The organism is Nitrosomonas ureae (genome assembly GCF_001455205.1).
Classification (GTDB): Bacteria; Pseudomonadota; Gammaproteobacteria; order Burkholderiales; family Nitrosomonadaceae; genus Nitrosomonas; species Nitrosomonas ureae.
On record NZ_CP013341.1, the window covers coordinates 139,555 to 154,557 of the forward strand.

A 15,003-nucleotide genomic window follows, 5' to 3' on the forward strand; every position below is an offset into this window, starting at 1 on the left:
AACAATCAAAAACCCTGCAAGCTCGGTAAGTCCGATAGACAATAATTACCCTCAACTTGCGATTGATTACGCGGATCCATTAAACCGGGCTGCGTCAATAATTGACCAGAGATGAAAAATTCCACCGATGACTGCAGGGACAATCAGTACCGCAAAAAAATAACCTGTGCCACAAATAGCAAAAAACAAAAAAGCCGGCAGTAAACGCCCCTGCACCAGCTGCCCTAATCCCGGTATAAAAAAACTGCATATTGCAGCGATGACATTTCCACCCGATCCTTGTCCTGACATTATTCACCCTCTTTATTTATTTCAACAAATCAATTTATAGGTTACCCGTCGATGGTATCCCTCTTTTTATTTTCTTTAGCTGGTCGCTCATAATCGATACCTACCAGATCGCCAGCCATCTTTTTTTCCCGTATCTCATCCAAATTTGCTAACTTATTCAACCGCATTGTCGTCTCCTGAGTTATTTGATCAAGCCACTTCATTGATTCCGGTGACAACGAGTTATTTTTATCAATCCCGAGCTTAAAAAAATGCAAATTGTTCAGAAAATTGCCAGTAATATCCTGTACTGTTCTCATGGTTGCTCTAAGCACTTTTAATTTTTCTTGCTGAATTTCAGCCTCCCTGATCGATTGTAAGTTTTTCAATCGTTCTTGGTGCAATTGATTAATGCTATCGCGCTGTAATAAAGTCAAAATAGTTGTAACCCAAATAGCCAGGACGCTCAAGAAGCGATTGATATAAGCTTTATACATTTCCACATCACTGGGCGGAGATCCTAGATACCCGATCCAAACTAAAACAGTACATAATATTGCAACGGCTATCGTGTAGCGTTTGTCCGGTGATTTTAATGAAATTAATACGATAATAATATAGGGTACACCACTGGCGATACCTAATGATGTATTGAAATCGATCAATAAAATCAATAGCGCACCCAAGCCGCACCATAAACTAACACTAACATTTACTGTAGTCGACTTATTCACTTAGACAGCATCTTATCAAGCTAAGGTTGATCATTCATTAAGAACTATACTTGACTAAAAGTCAGTCAATTAACAAGCGTAAGAATGCGTGATATTTTTATATTCGTCAAAAATATTATGATCGCTTTGATACCAACATCAGCTTTTCTGCTTCTTTTAGTAAAAACTCCCTAAATGCATTTGCAACACTGGATAAGCGTTTATTCTTGCGATTGACGACATACCAATAACGAACAATGGGAAACCCTTGAACATTAAGAATTTTCAATCGATTAGTTTCAAGTTCCAGCTCCACAGTATGCAACGACATGATACCCAACCCCATGCCCGCCTGCACCGCTTGCTTGATCGCTTCAGTTGTATCTGTTTCCATACCTTTATTGATAGCAACCTTATGTGCGGCGAAAAAGCGCTCCATGGCACTACGTGTGCCCGAACCGGATTCACGTACGAGAAAAATTTCCTTGGCCAATCGTTTTACCGGAATAAATCGCTCTTTACACAATGGGTGATCCGACGGTGCCACGACAACCAATGGATTCTCCATAAAAGATTCGCTATCAATATCCAGATTCTCAGGAGGCTGCCCCATAATCGCAAGATCAATTAAATTATCCGCCAGTTGCTTTAACACTGCTTCACGGTTGGAAACATTCAAACTCACGGTCACACCCCGGTAACGCTGGCAAAACTTCGCTAACAAATGGGGGGCAAAGTAATTCGCCGTAGTGACTACTGAAATATTCAGCTTGCCACGCTCCATTCCTTTTAATTCATCTAAAGCCACTTCCATATCGGATAGCTGTTGAGCTATAGAACGGCTGTATTGATACAGTTCGCGTCCCGCTTCGGTCAGATAAATTCGCTTTCCCAATTGCTCCAATAACGGTAAACCAATATTGTCTTCCAATTGCTTGATTTGCATCGAGACCGCGGGCTGAGTCAAGTGAAGCTCATCGGCTGCGCGCGAATAGCTCAAATGCCGGGCGACCGACTCAAACACTTTCAATTGGCGTAGGGTTAGATGCAGCATGTTAGCGATTCAGAAAAATTAAGGCATATATATAAGCATTACCTTATTATACATATCAATATTACTTATTTGTTCTTATGTATAAAGAGCGCTATAGTGCAATCCATAGGTTTAAGTAGTCATGTTTGTTGTTTGTAACGCAATCCCCTCTCATTTCTGTCGGGACGGTTGGCTGGAACTGAGTGGAATTTAACTGGAGAAGAAACTATGGCAGTAAAAATATATAACGCTGGTGTAAAAGAGTATAGACAAACTTACTGGACTCCTGATTACACCCCATTGGATACTGATATTCTGGCATGTTTTAAAATCACACCACAACCCGGCGTGCCTCGCGAAGAAGTAGCGGCTGCCGTAGCTGCGGAATCTTCCACAGGCACATGGACCACGGTATGGACCGATCTGCTGACCGATTTGGACTACTATAAGGGCCGTGCGTATAAGATTGAGGATGTACCTGGGGATGACACTTGTTTCTACGCTTTTGTGGCTTACCCGATTGATCTGTTTGAAGAAGGTTCCGTCGTTAACGTATTGACTTCTCTCGTAGGTAACGTATTTGGATTTAAAGCGCTGCGCGCATTGCGTCTGGAAGATGTCCGCTTCCCGATTGCTTATGTCAAAACCTGCGGCGGACCCCCAGCCGGTATTCAAGTGGAACGCGATCGTTTTAACAAATATGGCCGCGCACTGTTAGGTTGTACCATTAAGCCCAAACTAGGCCTATCCGCCAAAAACTATGGCCGTGCCGTATACGAATGTCTGCGCGGCGGACTGGATCTGACCAAGGACGACGAAAACATTAACAGTCAACCTTTCATGCGCTGGCGCGATCGTTTCCAATTCGTGGTGGAAGCTTGCCAAAAAGCCGAGCGTGAAACCGGAGAACGTAAAGGTCACTACCTTAACGTAACAGCACCAACCCCGGAAGAAATGTACAAACGTGCAGAATTCGCCAAAGAATTGGGTGCACCGATCATTATGCATGACTACTTGACAGGTGGTTTAACCGCCAATACAGGTTTGGCTAACTGGTGTCGCAATAACGGAATGCTACTGCACATCCATCGTGCCATGCACGCCGTGCTCGATCGCAACCCACACCATGGTATTCATTTCCGCGTTTTAACCAAAGTGCTGCGTTTGTCGGGTGGCGATCATCTGCATTCCGGTACCGTGGTTGGTAAACTGGAAGGTGACCGTGCAGCAACCCTCGGTTGGATTGACACCATGCGCGATAAATTCATCAAAGAAGACCGCAGCCGTGGCCTGTTCTTCGATCAAGATTGGGGCTCTATGCCAGGTGTATTCCCGGTTGCTTCAGGTGGTATTCACGTTTGGCATATGCCAGCCCTGGTCGCGATCTTTGGTGACGATGCCTGCTTGCAGTTTGGTGGCGGCACCTTGGGTCATCCATGGGGTAACGCTGCGGGCGCTGCCGCTAACCGCGTCGCATTAGAAGCCTGCGTGGAAGCGCGTAACCAAGGTGTTGAAATCGAGAAAGAAGGCAAAGCTATTCTGACCAAAGCAGCCAAAAGCAGTCCTGAACTGAAAATCGCCATGGAAACATGGAAAGAGATCAAGTTCGAGTTTGATACGGTTGATAAGCTGGACATAGCTCACAAGTAAGAATATATAACTCAAGGAGAAGAGTTAAAATGGTTAACGCTGCTTTTCTCCTTCATCTTTCTAAAATTAAGGAATAAATAATGAGCGAAGTAATCGATTACAAATCACGTGTCAGTGATCCGGCAAGCCGTAAATTTGAAACATTTTCTTATTTGCCTGCAATGGCTGACAAAGATATCAAAAAGCAAGTACAGTATTTAATCAGTAAAGGCTGGAACCCAGCCATCGAGCATACGGAGCCTGAGTATGTGATGGATTCCTACTGGTACATGTGGAAGCTGCCTATGTTTGGTGAAACTGATGTAGACAAAGTGCTTGCAGAAGCCGCTGCTTGTCATAAAGCAAATCCGAACAATCATGTCCGTTTGATTGGTTACAACAATTTTACCCAATCGCAAGGTACCGCCATGGTGATATACCGCGGCAAGACTGTTTAAAACACAGCGGGTTTCGTACCCTGGAGCCCCCTTTGCCTGTAACAGGATCGGGGGGTTTTTTTTGATCAAAATAAAGTACTTATCAGATCGCTATAACAGGAGTTCATCATGAGCAAAATCATTGATCAATACCGCGTAACCGCAGAGCCCTATTACCATCCCGTAGCTGATGAAGTGGAATTATATGAAGCGGCCTATTCCGTGCGCATGCCTATGATGCTGAAAGGTCCTACAGGATGCGGCAAAACCCGTTTTGTTGAACACATGGCGTGGAAATTAAAAAAACCGCTGATTACCGTTGCCTGTAATGAAGATATGACTGCGTCCGATTTGGTGGGTCGCTTTCTGCTGGATGCCAATGGCACGCGCTGGCAAGATGGTCCATTGGCTGTCGCCGCGCGCTATGGCGCTATCTGCTATCTGGATGAAGTGGTTGAAGCACGCCAGGATACCACCGTGGTAATCCACCCATTAACCGATAATCGCCGTGTCCTGCCATTGGAAAAAAAAGGCGAACTCGTTCATGCGCATGCTGATTTCCAAATCGTCATTTCCTACAACCCGGGTTATCAAAGTTTGATGAAAGACCTCAAACAATCGACCAAACAACGTTTTGGCGCGCTGGATTTTAATTACCCCAGTCATGACATTGAAAGTGAAATTATCGCGCATGAAACCGGCGTATCCACTGAGATTGCAGAAAAACTGGTGTCGATTGCCGAACGTGCACGCAATCTGAAAGGTCATGGATTGGACGAAGGCATTTCAACACGTATGTTGATTTACGCCGGCAGCCTTATCGTCAAAAAGGTAGATGCCCATGCCGCTTGCCGCGTTGCCCTGGTACGCCCCATTACCGATGACCCTGATATGCGCGATGCGCTGGATGCCGCTGTTTCAACTTTCTTTAATTAAAACTTGGCGAATTCATTGCATACAGTTGCTCAATAATCTTTTATAAGAGTGTGTCACGATGAGTATTAATCTGGATGACTACAAAGAATTACTGGAAGATCTGGAACCGGAATCGGTTGAATTGCTCAGTCATGCCTGGCCTGAAGTAGTGAAAACTTTTTCGGCACGGGGATTGGATAATTATTTGAAAGGTGTCTCGGCACTGCGTGGGCTAGGTCGCGGGCGCAGCCTGGTGGATTGCTGGATTGATGAAATTCCACTGGTTACCAAAGAAATTGGTGAGGATATCATCAGCGATCTGGCAACTTCTGTGCTTTCACTCGCGTCAAGAACTTCAGGTGCGGTAATCGAATTGGTATTAGCCACCTCCCCCACAGCTGCCAAGCGCCTGGGTGACGCCCAGTTATTCCAGAATTATCTGCAATTTCTGAATACCCTGATTGCACAAGCACCGCGAGGCATGCGTCCCATGCTCAACAAATTGGATATTCTCTTCGGGCAACTGACTTTAGGGGGCCTGCGCCGCTGGGCGATGTGGGGAGCGCATGCGCATCGCACGGACTATGAAGAGCAAATGAAGTACTTTGGATTGGAATCCAAAGAATCGCTCGCAGTTCTGCAAAAAGAACGTAAAGGTACGCTGTTTGTCGACGTGCAACGCCGTATCAATATGTACTTGCGCGCCCTTTGGGGGCGGGATTTTTTCATGAAACCCACTTCCGGTGATTTCGAATCGCGCGAGGGCTACAAACCTTATATTGAAAATTATTTCATCTACCTACCCGATGCTTATGACAGCCATGGTGATGTCACCGCAACCGAAGTTTATCGGGCCGCCGCCGCACATGCTGCCGCACATCTGGTGGAAACCAAACAGCCTATTTCCGCGGAAGGATTGAATCCGATGCAAATGGCGATGATCTCCGTGATTGAAGATGCACGTATCGAAGAACTTGCCATCCGCCGCTTTCCCGGTCTACGCAAAAGCTGGGCAGCGTTGCATACCGCCACACCGGACATGGCTGCCACGATGGGCGATTATCTCAATCGCCTGGCGCGCGCTTTGCTCGACCCGGACTATCAGGATACCGATCACTGGATCGCAGAAGGCCGTAGTCTTTTTGCAGCTGCACAAGACAAATTGGATAGCTATCAAATCTCCTGGGGCATTGGGGTTCAACTGACCCACAGCTTTAGAGAAAAAAACATTCCCTTTGCCATGCTTACAGATCACCTCACCGCACCCTATCGCGATGACAACCGTTATTTCTGGGAATTCGAAGAGTTTGATTTAAACAAATCATTATCGGCTGGTTATGAGGCACCAAAACAAGTGCGCAAATACGTCAATGTGATGGAATTCGCCAACGAAGTCGAAGTCGAATCAGCCGGAGACGATGCGCAGGAAATCTGGGTCATGGGTACCGAATTCTTCCCCTACGAAGACATGGGTGTTTCGTACAACGATATGGAAGGCAAGGAGCCGGTGTCAGCGCCGTACCACTACTCCGAATGGGATTACCAGATCCAACTGGAACGCCCTGACTGGGCGACGGTACAGGAAAAACGCGCCAAGCTCGGTGACATGCAGTGCATTGACGACATCGCACAACAATACAAACGCGAGATTGCGCGCATGAAGTTTTTACTGGATGCGATGCAACCACAAGGCACTCGTCGTATCCGCAAACTGGAAGATGGCGATGAGATCGATATCAACGCCGCGATTCGTTCGATGATCGATATCCGCATGGGTATGCAACCCGATCCTCGCATCATGATGCGCTCGGTACGCAAGGTGCGTGATATTTCCGTGCTGGTGCTGCTCGATTTATCGGAATCCACCAATGAAAAAGTTGCCGGACAAGACTACTCCGTGCTGGATCTGACCCGACAAGCCACTGTATTGCTTGCGAACGCTATCAACAAAATCGGTGATCCGTTTGCGATTCACGGCTTCTGCTCGGATGGACGGCATGATGTGGAATATTACCGTTTCAAGGATTTCGAACAACCCTACAACGAAATCCCCAAGGCCCGCCTTGCCGGTATGACCGGGCAATTATCGACGCGCATGGGCGCCGCCATGCGCCATGCCAATCATTACCTGAAACTGCAGAAATCCGCGAAGAAGCTACTGCTGGTCATCACCGATGGCGAACCGGCGGACGTCGACGTACGCGATCCGCAATACCTGCGCCACGATACCAAGAAAGCCGTGGAAGAAGCCGGGCGTTCAGGTATCCTCACCTACTGCATGAGCCTGGACCCGCGCGCCGATCAATATGTGTCGCGCATTTTCGGCGAACGCAACTATTTGGTAGTGGATCACGTGGAGCGCTTGCCGGAGAAATTACCGGCATTGTATGCGGGGTTAACAAGGTAGATTATCAAAGCGAATCATATTCCCTGAATCTTATTGAGATCAAAGCCCCATTTAACGGGATCTTCGAGACTCTCAATACTATCCATCCCCTTTGATATATCTATAATTTCAGCCGGAATATGCGCATTGGCGCGTGTTGAAAAAAAAATTTTAACAATGGGGGTGGTTAATTTTTTTGTCGATTGCTCTATCACCACGCCCAACCGCCCGGACTGGAGTTTTAACAAAGTGCCGGATGGATAAATACCAACCGTCTTAACAAATGCTTGAAAAATCGATTCATCAAAATGTCCGTCTTTCCAGGAAGCCATTTTCCGAATGGCTTCAGCTGGCGACCAAGCCGCCTTGTAGCAACGATCTGAAGAAATTGCATCATAAACGTCACACACTGCACCCATACGCGCAAACAACGTCAAGGCATCACCGGATAATTTTTCCGGGTAACCTTTTCCATCCACCCGTTCATGATGATGCAAGCAAACATCCAAAGCCGTTTCATGAACCTGGTAACAGGATTTCAGAATTTCCCAGCCGCGTACCGGATGACTTTTCATAATGGTAAATTCTTCATCCGTTAATTTTCCGGGTTTATTGAGTACTTCATTCGGAATCACCATTTTTCCTATGTCATGCAGCAGTCCGGCAGTACCCGCTTGTTTGATTTGCACCTCACTCAAGCCTAAGTGCCTCCCCAGCGCAACCATCAGCACGCAAACCGCAACGGAATGCATATAGGTATATTCGTTAACATTTTTTAACCGGATCAATGTAAGCAATGCGTTTGGATTTCGTTCCATGGATTGATTGATTTCATTCACCAATGATTTCGCTTCTTCAATTTCGAGCGCCTTACCCATGCGAACATCGTCAAACATTGCAGCAACCGCTTCTTTAGCTTTATTTTGGATTATTTTGGCAACATGCAGCTCTTCCTCGACCGAAACCCGTGCAACCGGTTTTTTTATTGACTGTGGCAATATATCCGAATCCACACCATCAGGGTTTTTCACTTGAATAGTTTTAACAACATCCAGCCCTTTACTGGTATCAATCCATATTTCCTCCAGATTGCAGCTCACAAGCTTATCCAGGTCCTTTTGCTGAATCAGTTTAAACGATTTTCTCCAGAATGGATGTTCCATCCAATTGCCGCGGATCTGATGAATATACATCCCCAGCCGGACCTCATTGGCTTGCACTTTCTTTATCATTAGGCTCAATATAAAAGTAAAAAATAAATTCAATTAATGGATTGTGAACTTCATCTGTACGATGACGATATAATCACTCAGCGATTCTTTCGATAAGAATAAATATTATTATCAACAGATTACTTAATATTGATTGATTCAGCTTTCAAGTATCAATCACTGATCTACACGAAAACAATCTATTGTGCACTTTTGGGTGAAAAAATTAACGACAGGAATGCGGTATTTTATAGGTCTATTTATACTGAATACATATTATTTAACTATAATACAGATACTTATATAATGTTAAATAAAACTTGTGTAATTGGATATTTTTGCATATTGATTAAAAGGGCATCAATTTTTTAATTGATTTTTAAATATAGCGTGCTATAGCGTGGGAATATTATTCTTCAAATGACACACACAAAGTTAATGGTACTTGGCATACAACTACTTCAGACAATCCACCCCACTTCTTAAAGTACGTCGTGCATAGTATGCAAAAGCCACAGTACTACGTTGTCCGCGCAGAATCCAGTCGCGTGCTTCACGCCCTAAAGCGGGATCAATCGGCTGAATCTTACCCGCGCAGGCGGCCAGCAAATGCATGCGCGCCGCCCGTTCAAAAGCAAGTGCCAGTATGCATCCTTCTTCAATACTCGAGCTGGCGATCAATAAACCGTGATGGGCTAACAATAAGGCATGTCTGTTACCGATAGCCTTGGAAATCATTTCGCCTTCATCATTGCCGACCGGAACACCTGGCCACCGGGGTAAGAAAGCCACATCGTCATAGAGCACGCAATTATCCATGTGCGATATTTCCAGCGGCACTTCAAGCATGCTCAGCGCAGCGGTATGTACGGCGTGCGTATGAATAATGCATTGCACATCAGGGCGCGCGCGATACAGCCAGGAATGGAATCGATTGGCCGGATTGGCCATGCCGTCGCCTTGCAGCACTTCCAAATCTTCATTGACGAGCAATAAATTGCTGGCACAAATTTCGTCAAAGCCAAATCCCAGCCGTTGCGTCAAATAAGTACCCGGTTGCCCACCACGTGCGGTAATTTGTCCGGCTAATCCTGAATCATGTCCATTATCAAACAAAATTCTGCAGGTCAATGCCAATTTTTGTGCCGGCGTATAATTTGCGCCTTGCAAATGCTTATCCATTTGCTTCAGCGATTGTTTAATCAATTGTTCTTTGCCTAAGTTGAAAGTGTCATTGCTCATACTCACTCACTAAATTCTCAAAATTCATCGGTGTTTAAAGTGAACCGTTCAATTTCCCGTCGGTCACGCTTGGTTGGGCGTCCTTTGGTAAAAAAAGGCTGGGGCTGGGCTTTTAATCGTGCGGCCAGCAGCGCCCGTTGCTCCCGGCTCTCCTCAGTTTCACGATAAAGCTGCTGTGCTTGTGGCGCAGAGCCTCTTTTATTCGACAACCCCAATACTTCAATCGTATATTGATAATTATTAATACGAATTTCCACTCTATCTCCAACTGCCACTGTTTTTGCAGGCTTGATTTTCTGATCATTAATCGCAACCCGGCCACGATCAATCGCTTCAGCTGCTAATGCACGTGTTTTGAAAAACCGTGCCGCAAACAACCACTTATCTATACGATATTTCTCATTATTTTCATTGGATTGCATACAATATTAATCTGTAAGATTAGTATTTATCTGGATTTTGTTTTGCAGCGTTTTATGCACCGGGCATTTATTAGCGATTTCCAGTAATCGGGTACGTTGCTGATCGCTCAAATTGCCTGTCAATCGAATGTTTCGTGTTAAAAGGTCAATTTGCGTCTGCTGTTTCTCACAATCGGCACAATCCTCGGCATGAATCCGGCTATGCTGCAACTCGACTTGAATATCCTGCACGTCAATTTGTTTGTGATTTGCGTACATGCGCAAGGTCATTGAAGTACAGCTACCCAGCGCAGCAAGTAATAATTCATAAGGATTTAATCCAAGATCAGAACCACCCAGTACAATGGGCTCATCGCTGATCAAACGGTGATGCTGCGTCAAAATCTCACGGGTGAATTTTTTATCGCACTCGCGCACAATCACCACACCCTGCTCGACCGCTTGCCGCGCGACTTCTCCTTGTTCAGCTGATGTTTGATTTGTTTTTAAGTAACGACTGGCCCAGGCGGATAATACCTCTGCAACATACTGGGAATCTTGCGGATTGGATAGCATATGGTCAGCATGGTCCAACGACACAAAGCTCTTAGGATGCTTGGCCGCAGTAAAGATACGCGCCGCTTCGTCTATCGAAACAGTATCATCCAGCGGCGCGTGAAAGATCAACAATGCTTTTCTTAACGCGCCAATATGCGCCACAGAATTGTATTTCTCCAAATCATCAATGAATTGACGGCGAATGTTAAAACTTCTTCCACCCAACTCAACTTGCACCGATTGCTGATCTTGCAATTTACGATACGAATCCGCGAACAAATGCTTCACGTGCGAGGCGGTTGCCGGGGCACCGATGGTAATCACCGCCTTAACCGATGACAAATCCTGTGCTGCAGCCAGTACGGCAGAGCCTCCCAAACTATGTCCGATTAGCAATGCAGGTGCAGCATAGTGCTGTTCAAGATACTGTGCCGCTGCTAATAAATCCTGAACATTGGAAGAAAAATTGGTATCCGAAAAATCACCTTTGCTCGTACCCAACCCGGTAAAATCAAATCGTAATACGGCGATACCCCGATCAGCCAGTGCAAAGGCTATCCGTGCTGCCGCCGGATTATCCTTGGAACAAGTAAAACAGTGGGCAAATAGTGCATACGATTTAATAGCGCCGGACGGCATTTCTAACAAGCCTGTTAATGACTCACCCTGCGAATTCTCAAATACTGCTTCAATACGTGGCATGGACTATCGACCTCTTCACAGCAAATTACCTTAAATCCTATTTACTTCAAAGCTATGTCCGAATAGTACCAAAAATGACTGATTAAAACCCGCTCATTTGCATGAATAAAAAACCACTAAAGCTTGATGCGGAAATCTGATGTTTTATTAAAGTGTTCTCATTACTCACCCGAGCACCAAGTAAAGCTATGACAAGACCACGGAATTTGTGTGCTGCCTGTCAGGCAAACTTTAGTTCCTGTGCGGAGGATAAAACAGAGTCTTGTTTATCATTTTTCAATGCCTCATCCAAGCGAAATGCTTTCATATGTTGAATCTGCATGCAAGAATTATCCTGTAATGTGTCAATTGCGGCTTTTGCAATCATGATTGTTGCGGAATTCGCCGTAACACCGGACAGAATTTGTTGCAAAGTTACAAGATCTGTAACGATACCGTTTTTATCGATGGAATGATATTTCGCAACTTCAACACGATGATTGAATAGCTTTGCCGCATTACCCCAAACAGGATTATCGTGATCGACATTCACTAAGGTTCTGATACCCCACACGATCATTGCACCAAAAGTCTTTCCAGCCTTCATCTGAGTCAAAATAAATTCAATCACAACGGCTTTGTTCTCAGCGGTAAAGGTATCGCCTAACAAGTAATCGATAATTTTTGTGACATTATGGCGATTGTAGTGCAAAGCCGCTTTACCCCAGTGGGAATCGGAAATAGAAACCGAGGATAACACACTGATAAATTCCACAATTAATTCCACTTGAGAAGATCCGGATGATATTTTATTAACCATATAATCGATGATTAAGGCCTTATTCTTATCTGATAGTCGATTCCCGAACAAATCCTTTGTCAGGGCTTCAGAAAAATCGATGGGAGAAAGATGAGTATCATACTGTTTATCAAAAAACAGGATACTTTCCGCCAGTGACTGCGCCAAACTTTCCAGCGCCTGACCTTTGTTCAGTTGAACGGTGAGATAATTAAGATTGCTCGCGCCTGGAGGCGCGTTGAACATGGCCAATATGAGTTGAAGAATCGAGGTTTGTTGTTTAATAAGCAGTGGCATAGGCTGGATTCCCCGCAAGAATATAAGTACCAAAAAGAAAATAATGACGAGATGGATACCACTTCCGGAAATTAAGCTTCATTTTCCTTCCAGTAGTTCCTGAAAATCGATAAATAATTATTCAATGCTCAGTTGCAGTTTTTGGAAATTATCGACAAGCAGATGTAATACACTATCGATTAAATCATTACACAGTAGCAGAGTACTCTTGCATTATCGTTTAAGGCACCCCTATTGGCAATGTGGCATATTGCCGCATTCAACAATCAGTAAATTAAAATAACCCAAGGAGAGTAGCGTGTTCTTTACCAAGGATGTTCACAAAATCAGCATCGTAGGCGGTCTATTGTTATTGGGATTGACACTGACAACCGGAATCACTGTTTATAATGCAATGCGCCAGCAGATTGAAACCGTATTGGGTAGGGGATTGACTGGAGCCCTAGAAGGTAAGGCTTTATTATTTCAGACGAGAATAGAAAAAGGAATAGAAGATACCCGGGCACTGGCTCTCAGGCCCTTTATTGTTCAGTTTATGCAGGATCTAAATGATAATATCGATAATGAAAGTGCCAGTAACAATCTTACTCGTAATGTCAATTCCCTTACACTGATAGGTTTTAGTGCGGCTGCAGTTTATGACCGGAATAACAACGTGTTATCTCAAGTTGGTGTATTTAGCTCGAACGAAAATCCCATAATACCATTAGATACTGACGAAAACTCTAAGCTAATTTGGGATAATGTTTTTGTACTGCGTACAACCGTAAATGTATTTAACCAGGGAAACAGAATTGGAAGAATCACTACGGAAACACGATTACCGAATTTAACCCGAAGTTTCAGGGATATTCAATCTATTGGAAAGAGTGTGGAATTTCTAATCTGCGCCAAATTATCTGAAAATCGTCAAGCCATCGCATGTCTTATCAATAGTCCGGGTTCTATTAGATTTACACACTTAGGGGTTAGCTATAACAAAGAAGGCAGTGTTTCTCCAAAAGAAATGGCGCTAGAAGGAAAGAACGGCGTTGCTTCTGCAGTCGATTATAGAAATGTTCCTGTTATTGAGGCATATACTTCATTACCCGCTTTTAGCATTGTGATGTTGCTGAAATTGGACCAGGATGAATTATTTATGCCGATTAATGATAAATTAAAAGACATCACCCTCTATTTGGTGGCCCTGATTCTTGCTGAAATTCTGTTATTGAACTGGTTTATCAGAAAACTCATAAGCTCTGAAAAGGAAGCACATCAATCAAAGATTAAGGCTGAAGAATATTCCATTGAATTAACCAATAAAGAAAAAGAGTTACGTAAAAGACTAAAGGAAATAACCTGTCTTTATGAGATACGCCAGGAAATGGAATTGGAAGTATCAATCGACGGAGTATGTCAGAAAATTTTTAAGCACCTGATCCCCGCTTTACAATTTCCACATGCCAGCATAGCGGAAATTTTAATCAACGATAAGCGCTATGTTTCTCAAGACTATGACAAAAATCAAAACATTGAAGCACACTCCACTAATATTATTGAAATAATAAAACCCGTCAGATCAAGCGATAGAAAATCTATATTTAATTTTTTTATTCACTCCGATATCTATATTAATCATAAGAATCATGGATACTTACGGGTTTACTACACGCAGGATGCGCAAAGCTCCAATACTGAAGAGCAAAAACTTATCGATGCTGTCGCAAGTGTTTTAGAAGGTTGGATCGAACTTAGGCAGGTTGAGGAAGCTCTGGTATCTGTTGCTGAAGGTCAGGTTCATAAAATTGGACAAGAGTTACACGACAATATTGGTCAGCAAATAGCTGCGGTTGCATTTCAAGCCAGTGTACTGGAAGTGCAAACCGGCGATACGAATATACCGCGCGAGAAAATCTCGGAATTGGCAGCATCCATTGCGCTACAAACACAAAATCTCGTGGTAAATATTAAGCAACTTTCAAAAGTTCTATTACCTTTCGAATTAGAAACGAATGGATTGATTTCCGCTCTTCAAACACTCGCAACTAGAATTAGCGAGACGTATAATGTAATCTGTAAGTTCACCAACAATATTAGCGATGAGGACGTGGGTAGCGTAATAGCGCTAAATATGTATAGAGTTGCCCAGGAAGCGATTAATAATGCAGTAATTCATGGTAAAGCAAGGCATATATCAATTTCTTTAACCATAGAAGAATCAAATGAAAAACTTCTGCACCTCACAATCAGTGATGATGGCCAAGGCTTCGACGAATCCGAATCTAGTTCAGAAGAAGATTTGTTTTCGGGAATGGGAATAAAGATTATGCATTACCGTGCAAAACAATTGGATGGCAAGTTAAAAATCTTAAGACGAAATGTGAGTGGTGTAGAAGTGCATTTCATAGTTCCAGTAAATCAAGGTGACAATTAGTACCAATTCAAAAAT

General features: G+C 44.1%; 13 protein-coding genes. 5 read left to right on the forward strand and 8 right to left on the reverse strand.

All coding sequences use genetic code 11. The features are described from left to right. Window positions 1-66 precede the first annotated feature (66 nt). The 3 genes from ATY38_RS00755 to ATY38_RS00765 form a co-directional block, all read right to left on the reverse strand. Window positions 67-291 (reverse strand): hypothetical protein, encoded by a 225-nt coding sequence (locus tag ATY38_RS00755; protein WP_062557610.1) that lies wholly within the window; start codon window positions 289-291, stop codon window positions 67-69. A 41-nt stretch (window positions 292-332) separates the two neighbouring features. Beyond that, window positions 333-1,004 (reverse strand): hypothetical protein, encoded by a 672-nt coding sequence (locus tag ATY38_RS00760; protein WP_062557611.1) that lies wholly within the window; start codon window positions 1,002-1,004, stop codon window positions 333-335. 115 nt (window positions 1,005-1,119) lie between these two features. After that, the gene (locus ATY38_RS00765; protein WP_062557612.1) at window positions 1,120-2,037 is read right to left on the reverse strand and encodes a LysR family transcriptional regulator; all 918 of its coding nucleotides are present in this window, start codon (window positions 2,035-2,037) and stop codon (window positions 1,120-1,122) included. A 207-nt stretch (window positions 2,038-2,244) separates the two neighbouring features. Here ATY38_RS00765 and ATY38_RS00770 point away from each other — a divergent pair, with 207 nt between their 5' ends. The 4 genes from ATY38_RS00770 (at window position 2,245) to ATY38_RS00785 (ending at window position 7,404) form a co-directional block, all read left to right on the forward strand. Then, complete coding sequence (locus ATY38_RS00770) at window positions 2,245-3,666, forward strand: form I ribulose bisphosphate carboxylase large subunit (RefSeq protein WP_013646860.1); 1,422 nt, start codon at window positions 2,245-2,247, stop codon at window positions 3,664-3,666. An 80-nt stretch (window positions 3,667-3,746) separates the two neighbouring features. Next, window positions 3,747-4,103 (forward strand): ribulose bisphosphate carboxylase small subunit, encoded by a 357-nt coding sequence (locus tag ATY38_RS00775; RefSeq protein ID WP_013646859.1) that lies wholly within the window; start codon window positions 3,747-3,749, stop codon window positions 4,101-4,103. A 108-nt stretch (window positions 4,104-4,211) separates the two neighbouring features. After that, a complete protein-coding gene (locus ATY38_RS00780; RefSeq protein ID WP_062557613.1) occupies window positions 4,212-5,018 on the forward strand; it encodes a CbbQ/NirQ/NorQ/GpvN family protein in 807 nt (268 codons plus the stop codon). 58 nt (window positions 5,019-5,076) lie between these two features. After that, window positions 5,077-7,404 (forward strand): nitric oxide reductase activation protein NorD, encoded by a 2,328-nt coding sequence (locus ATY38_RS00785; RefSeq protein WP_062557614.1) that lies wholly within the window; start codon window positions 5,077-5,079, stop codon window positions 7,402-7,404. Window positions 7,405-7,418: 14 nt separating this feature from the next. Here the strand turns inward: ATY38_RS00785 and ATY38_RS00790 are convergent, their stop codons facing one another. The 5 genes from ATY38_RS00790 to ATY38_RS00810 all read right to left on the reverse strand — a co-directional run bounded on the left by ATY38_RS00790 (window position 7,419) and on the right by ATY38_RS00810 (window position 12,572). Beyond that, on the reverse strand, window positions 7,419-8,615 hold the full coding sequence (locus ATY38_RS00790) for an HD-GYP domain-containing protein (RefSeq protein WP_062557615.1): 1,197 nt from the start codon (window positions 8,613-8,615) through the stop codon (window positions 7,419-7,421). A gap of 435 nt (window positions 8,616-9,050) precedes the next feature. After that, a complete protein-coding gene (locus ATY38_RS00795; protein ID WP_062557616.1) occupies window positions 9,051-9,836 on the reverse strand; it encodes an aldolase in 786 nt (261 codons plus the stop codon). Window positions 9,837-9,853: 17 nt separating this feature from the next. After that, on the reverse strand, window positions 9,854-10,258 hold the full coding sequence (locus tag ATY38_RS00800; protein ID WP_062557617.1) for an RNA-binding S4 domain-containing protein: 405 nt from the start codon (window positions 10,256-10,258) through the stop codon (window positions 9,854-9,856). A 6-nt stretch (window positions 10,259-10,264) separates the two neighbouring features. After that, on the reverse strand, window positions 10,265-11,497 hold the full coding sequence (locus tag ATY38_RS00805; RefSeq protein ID WP_062557618.1) for a bifunctional alpha/beta hydrolase/OsmC family protein: 1,233 nt from the start codon (window positions 11,495-11,497) through the stop codon (window positions 10,265-10,267). 220 nt (window positions 11,498-11,717) lie between these two features. Then, on the reverse strand, window positions 11,718-12,572 hold the full coding sequence (locus ATY38_RS00810) for a hypothetical protein (RefSeq protein WP_062557619.1): 855 nt from the start codon (window positions 12,570-12,572) through the stop codon (window positions 11,718-11,720). Window positions 12,573-12,870: 298 nt separating this feature from the next. Here ATY38_RS00810 and ATY38_RS00815 point away from each other — a divergent pair, with 298 nt between their 5' ends. Beyond that, window positions 12,871-14,988: a sensor histidine kinase gene (locus ATY38_RS00815; protein ID WP_062557620.1), complete on the forward strand. Its 2,118-nt coding sequence runs from the start codon at window positions 12,871-12,873 to the stop codon at window positions 14,986-14,988. Window positions 14,989-15,003: the final 15 nt, after the last annotated feature.

Coding starts and splice junctions, on each gene's coding strand:
- ATY38_RS00810 (WP_062557619.1), bottom strand. CDS start 12,572: ATGCCACTGCTTATTAAACAACAAACCTCGATTCTTCAACTCATATTG.
- ATY38_RS00755 (WP_062557610.1), bottom strand. CDS start 291: ATGTCAGGACAAGGATCGGGTGGAAATGTCATCGCTGCAATATGCAGT.
- ATY38_RS00765 (WP_062557612.1), bottom strand. CDS start 2,037: ATGCTGCATCTAACCCTACGCCAATTGAAAGTGTTTGAGTCGGTCGCC.
- ATY38_RS00790 (WP_062557615.1), bottom strand. CDS start 8,615: ATGATAAAGAAAGTGCAAGCCAATGAGGTCCGGCTGGGGATGTATATT.
- ATY38_RS00770 (WP_013646860.1), top strand. CDS start 2,245: ATGGCAGTAAAAATATATAACGCTGGTGTAAAAGAGTATAGACAAACT.
- ATY38_RS00780 (WP_062557613.1), top strand. CDS start 4,212: ATGAGCAAAATCATTGATCAATACCGCGTAACCGCAGAGCCCTATTAC.
- ATY38_RS00795 (WP_062557616.1), bottom strand. CDS start 9,836: ATGAGCAATGACACTTTCAACTTAGGCAAAGAACAATTGATTAAACAA.
- ATY38_RS00785 (WP_062557614.1), top strand. CDS start 5,077: ATGAGTATTAATCTGGATGACTACAAAGAATTACTGGAAGATCTGGAA.
- ATY38_RS00775 (WP_013646859.1), top strand. CDS start 3,747: ATGAGCGAAGTAATCGATTACAAATCACGTGTCAGTGATCCGGCAAGC.
- ATY38_RS00805 (WP_062557618.1), bottom strand. CDS start 11,497: ATGCCACGTATTGAAGCAGTATTTGAGAATTCGCAGGGTGAGTCATTA.
- ATY38_RS00800 (WP_062557617.1), bottom strand. CDS start 10,258: ATGCAATCCAATGAAAATAATGAGAAATATCGTATAGATAAGTGGTTG.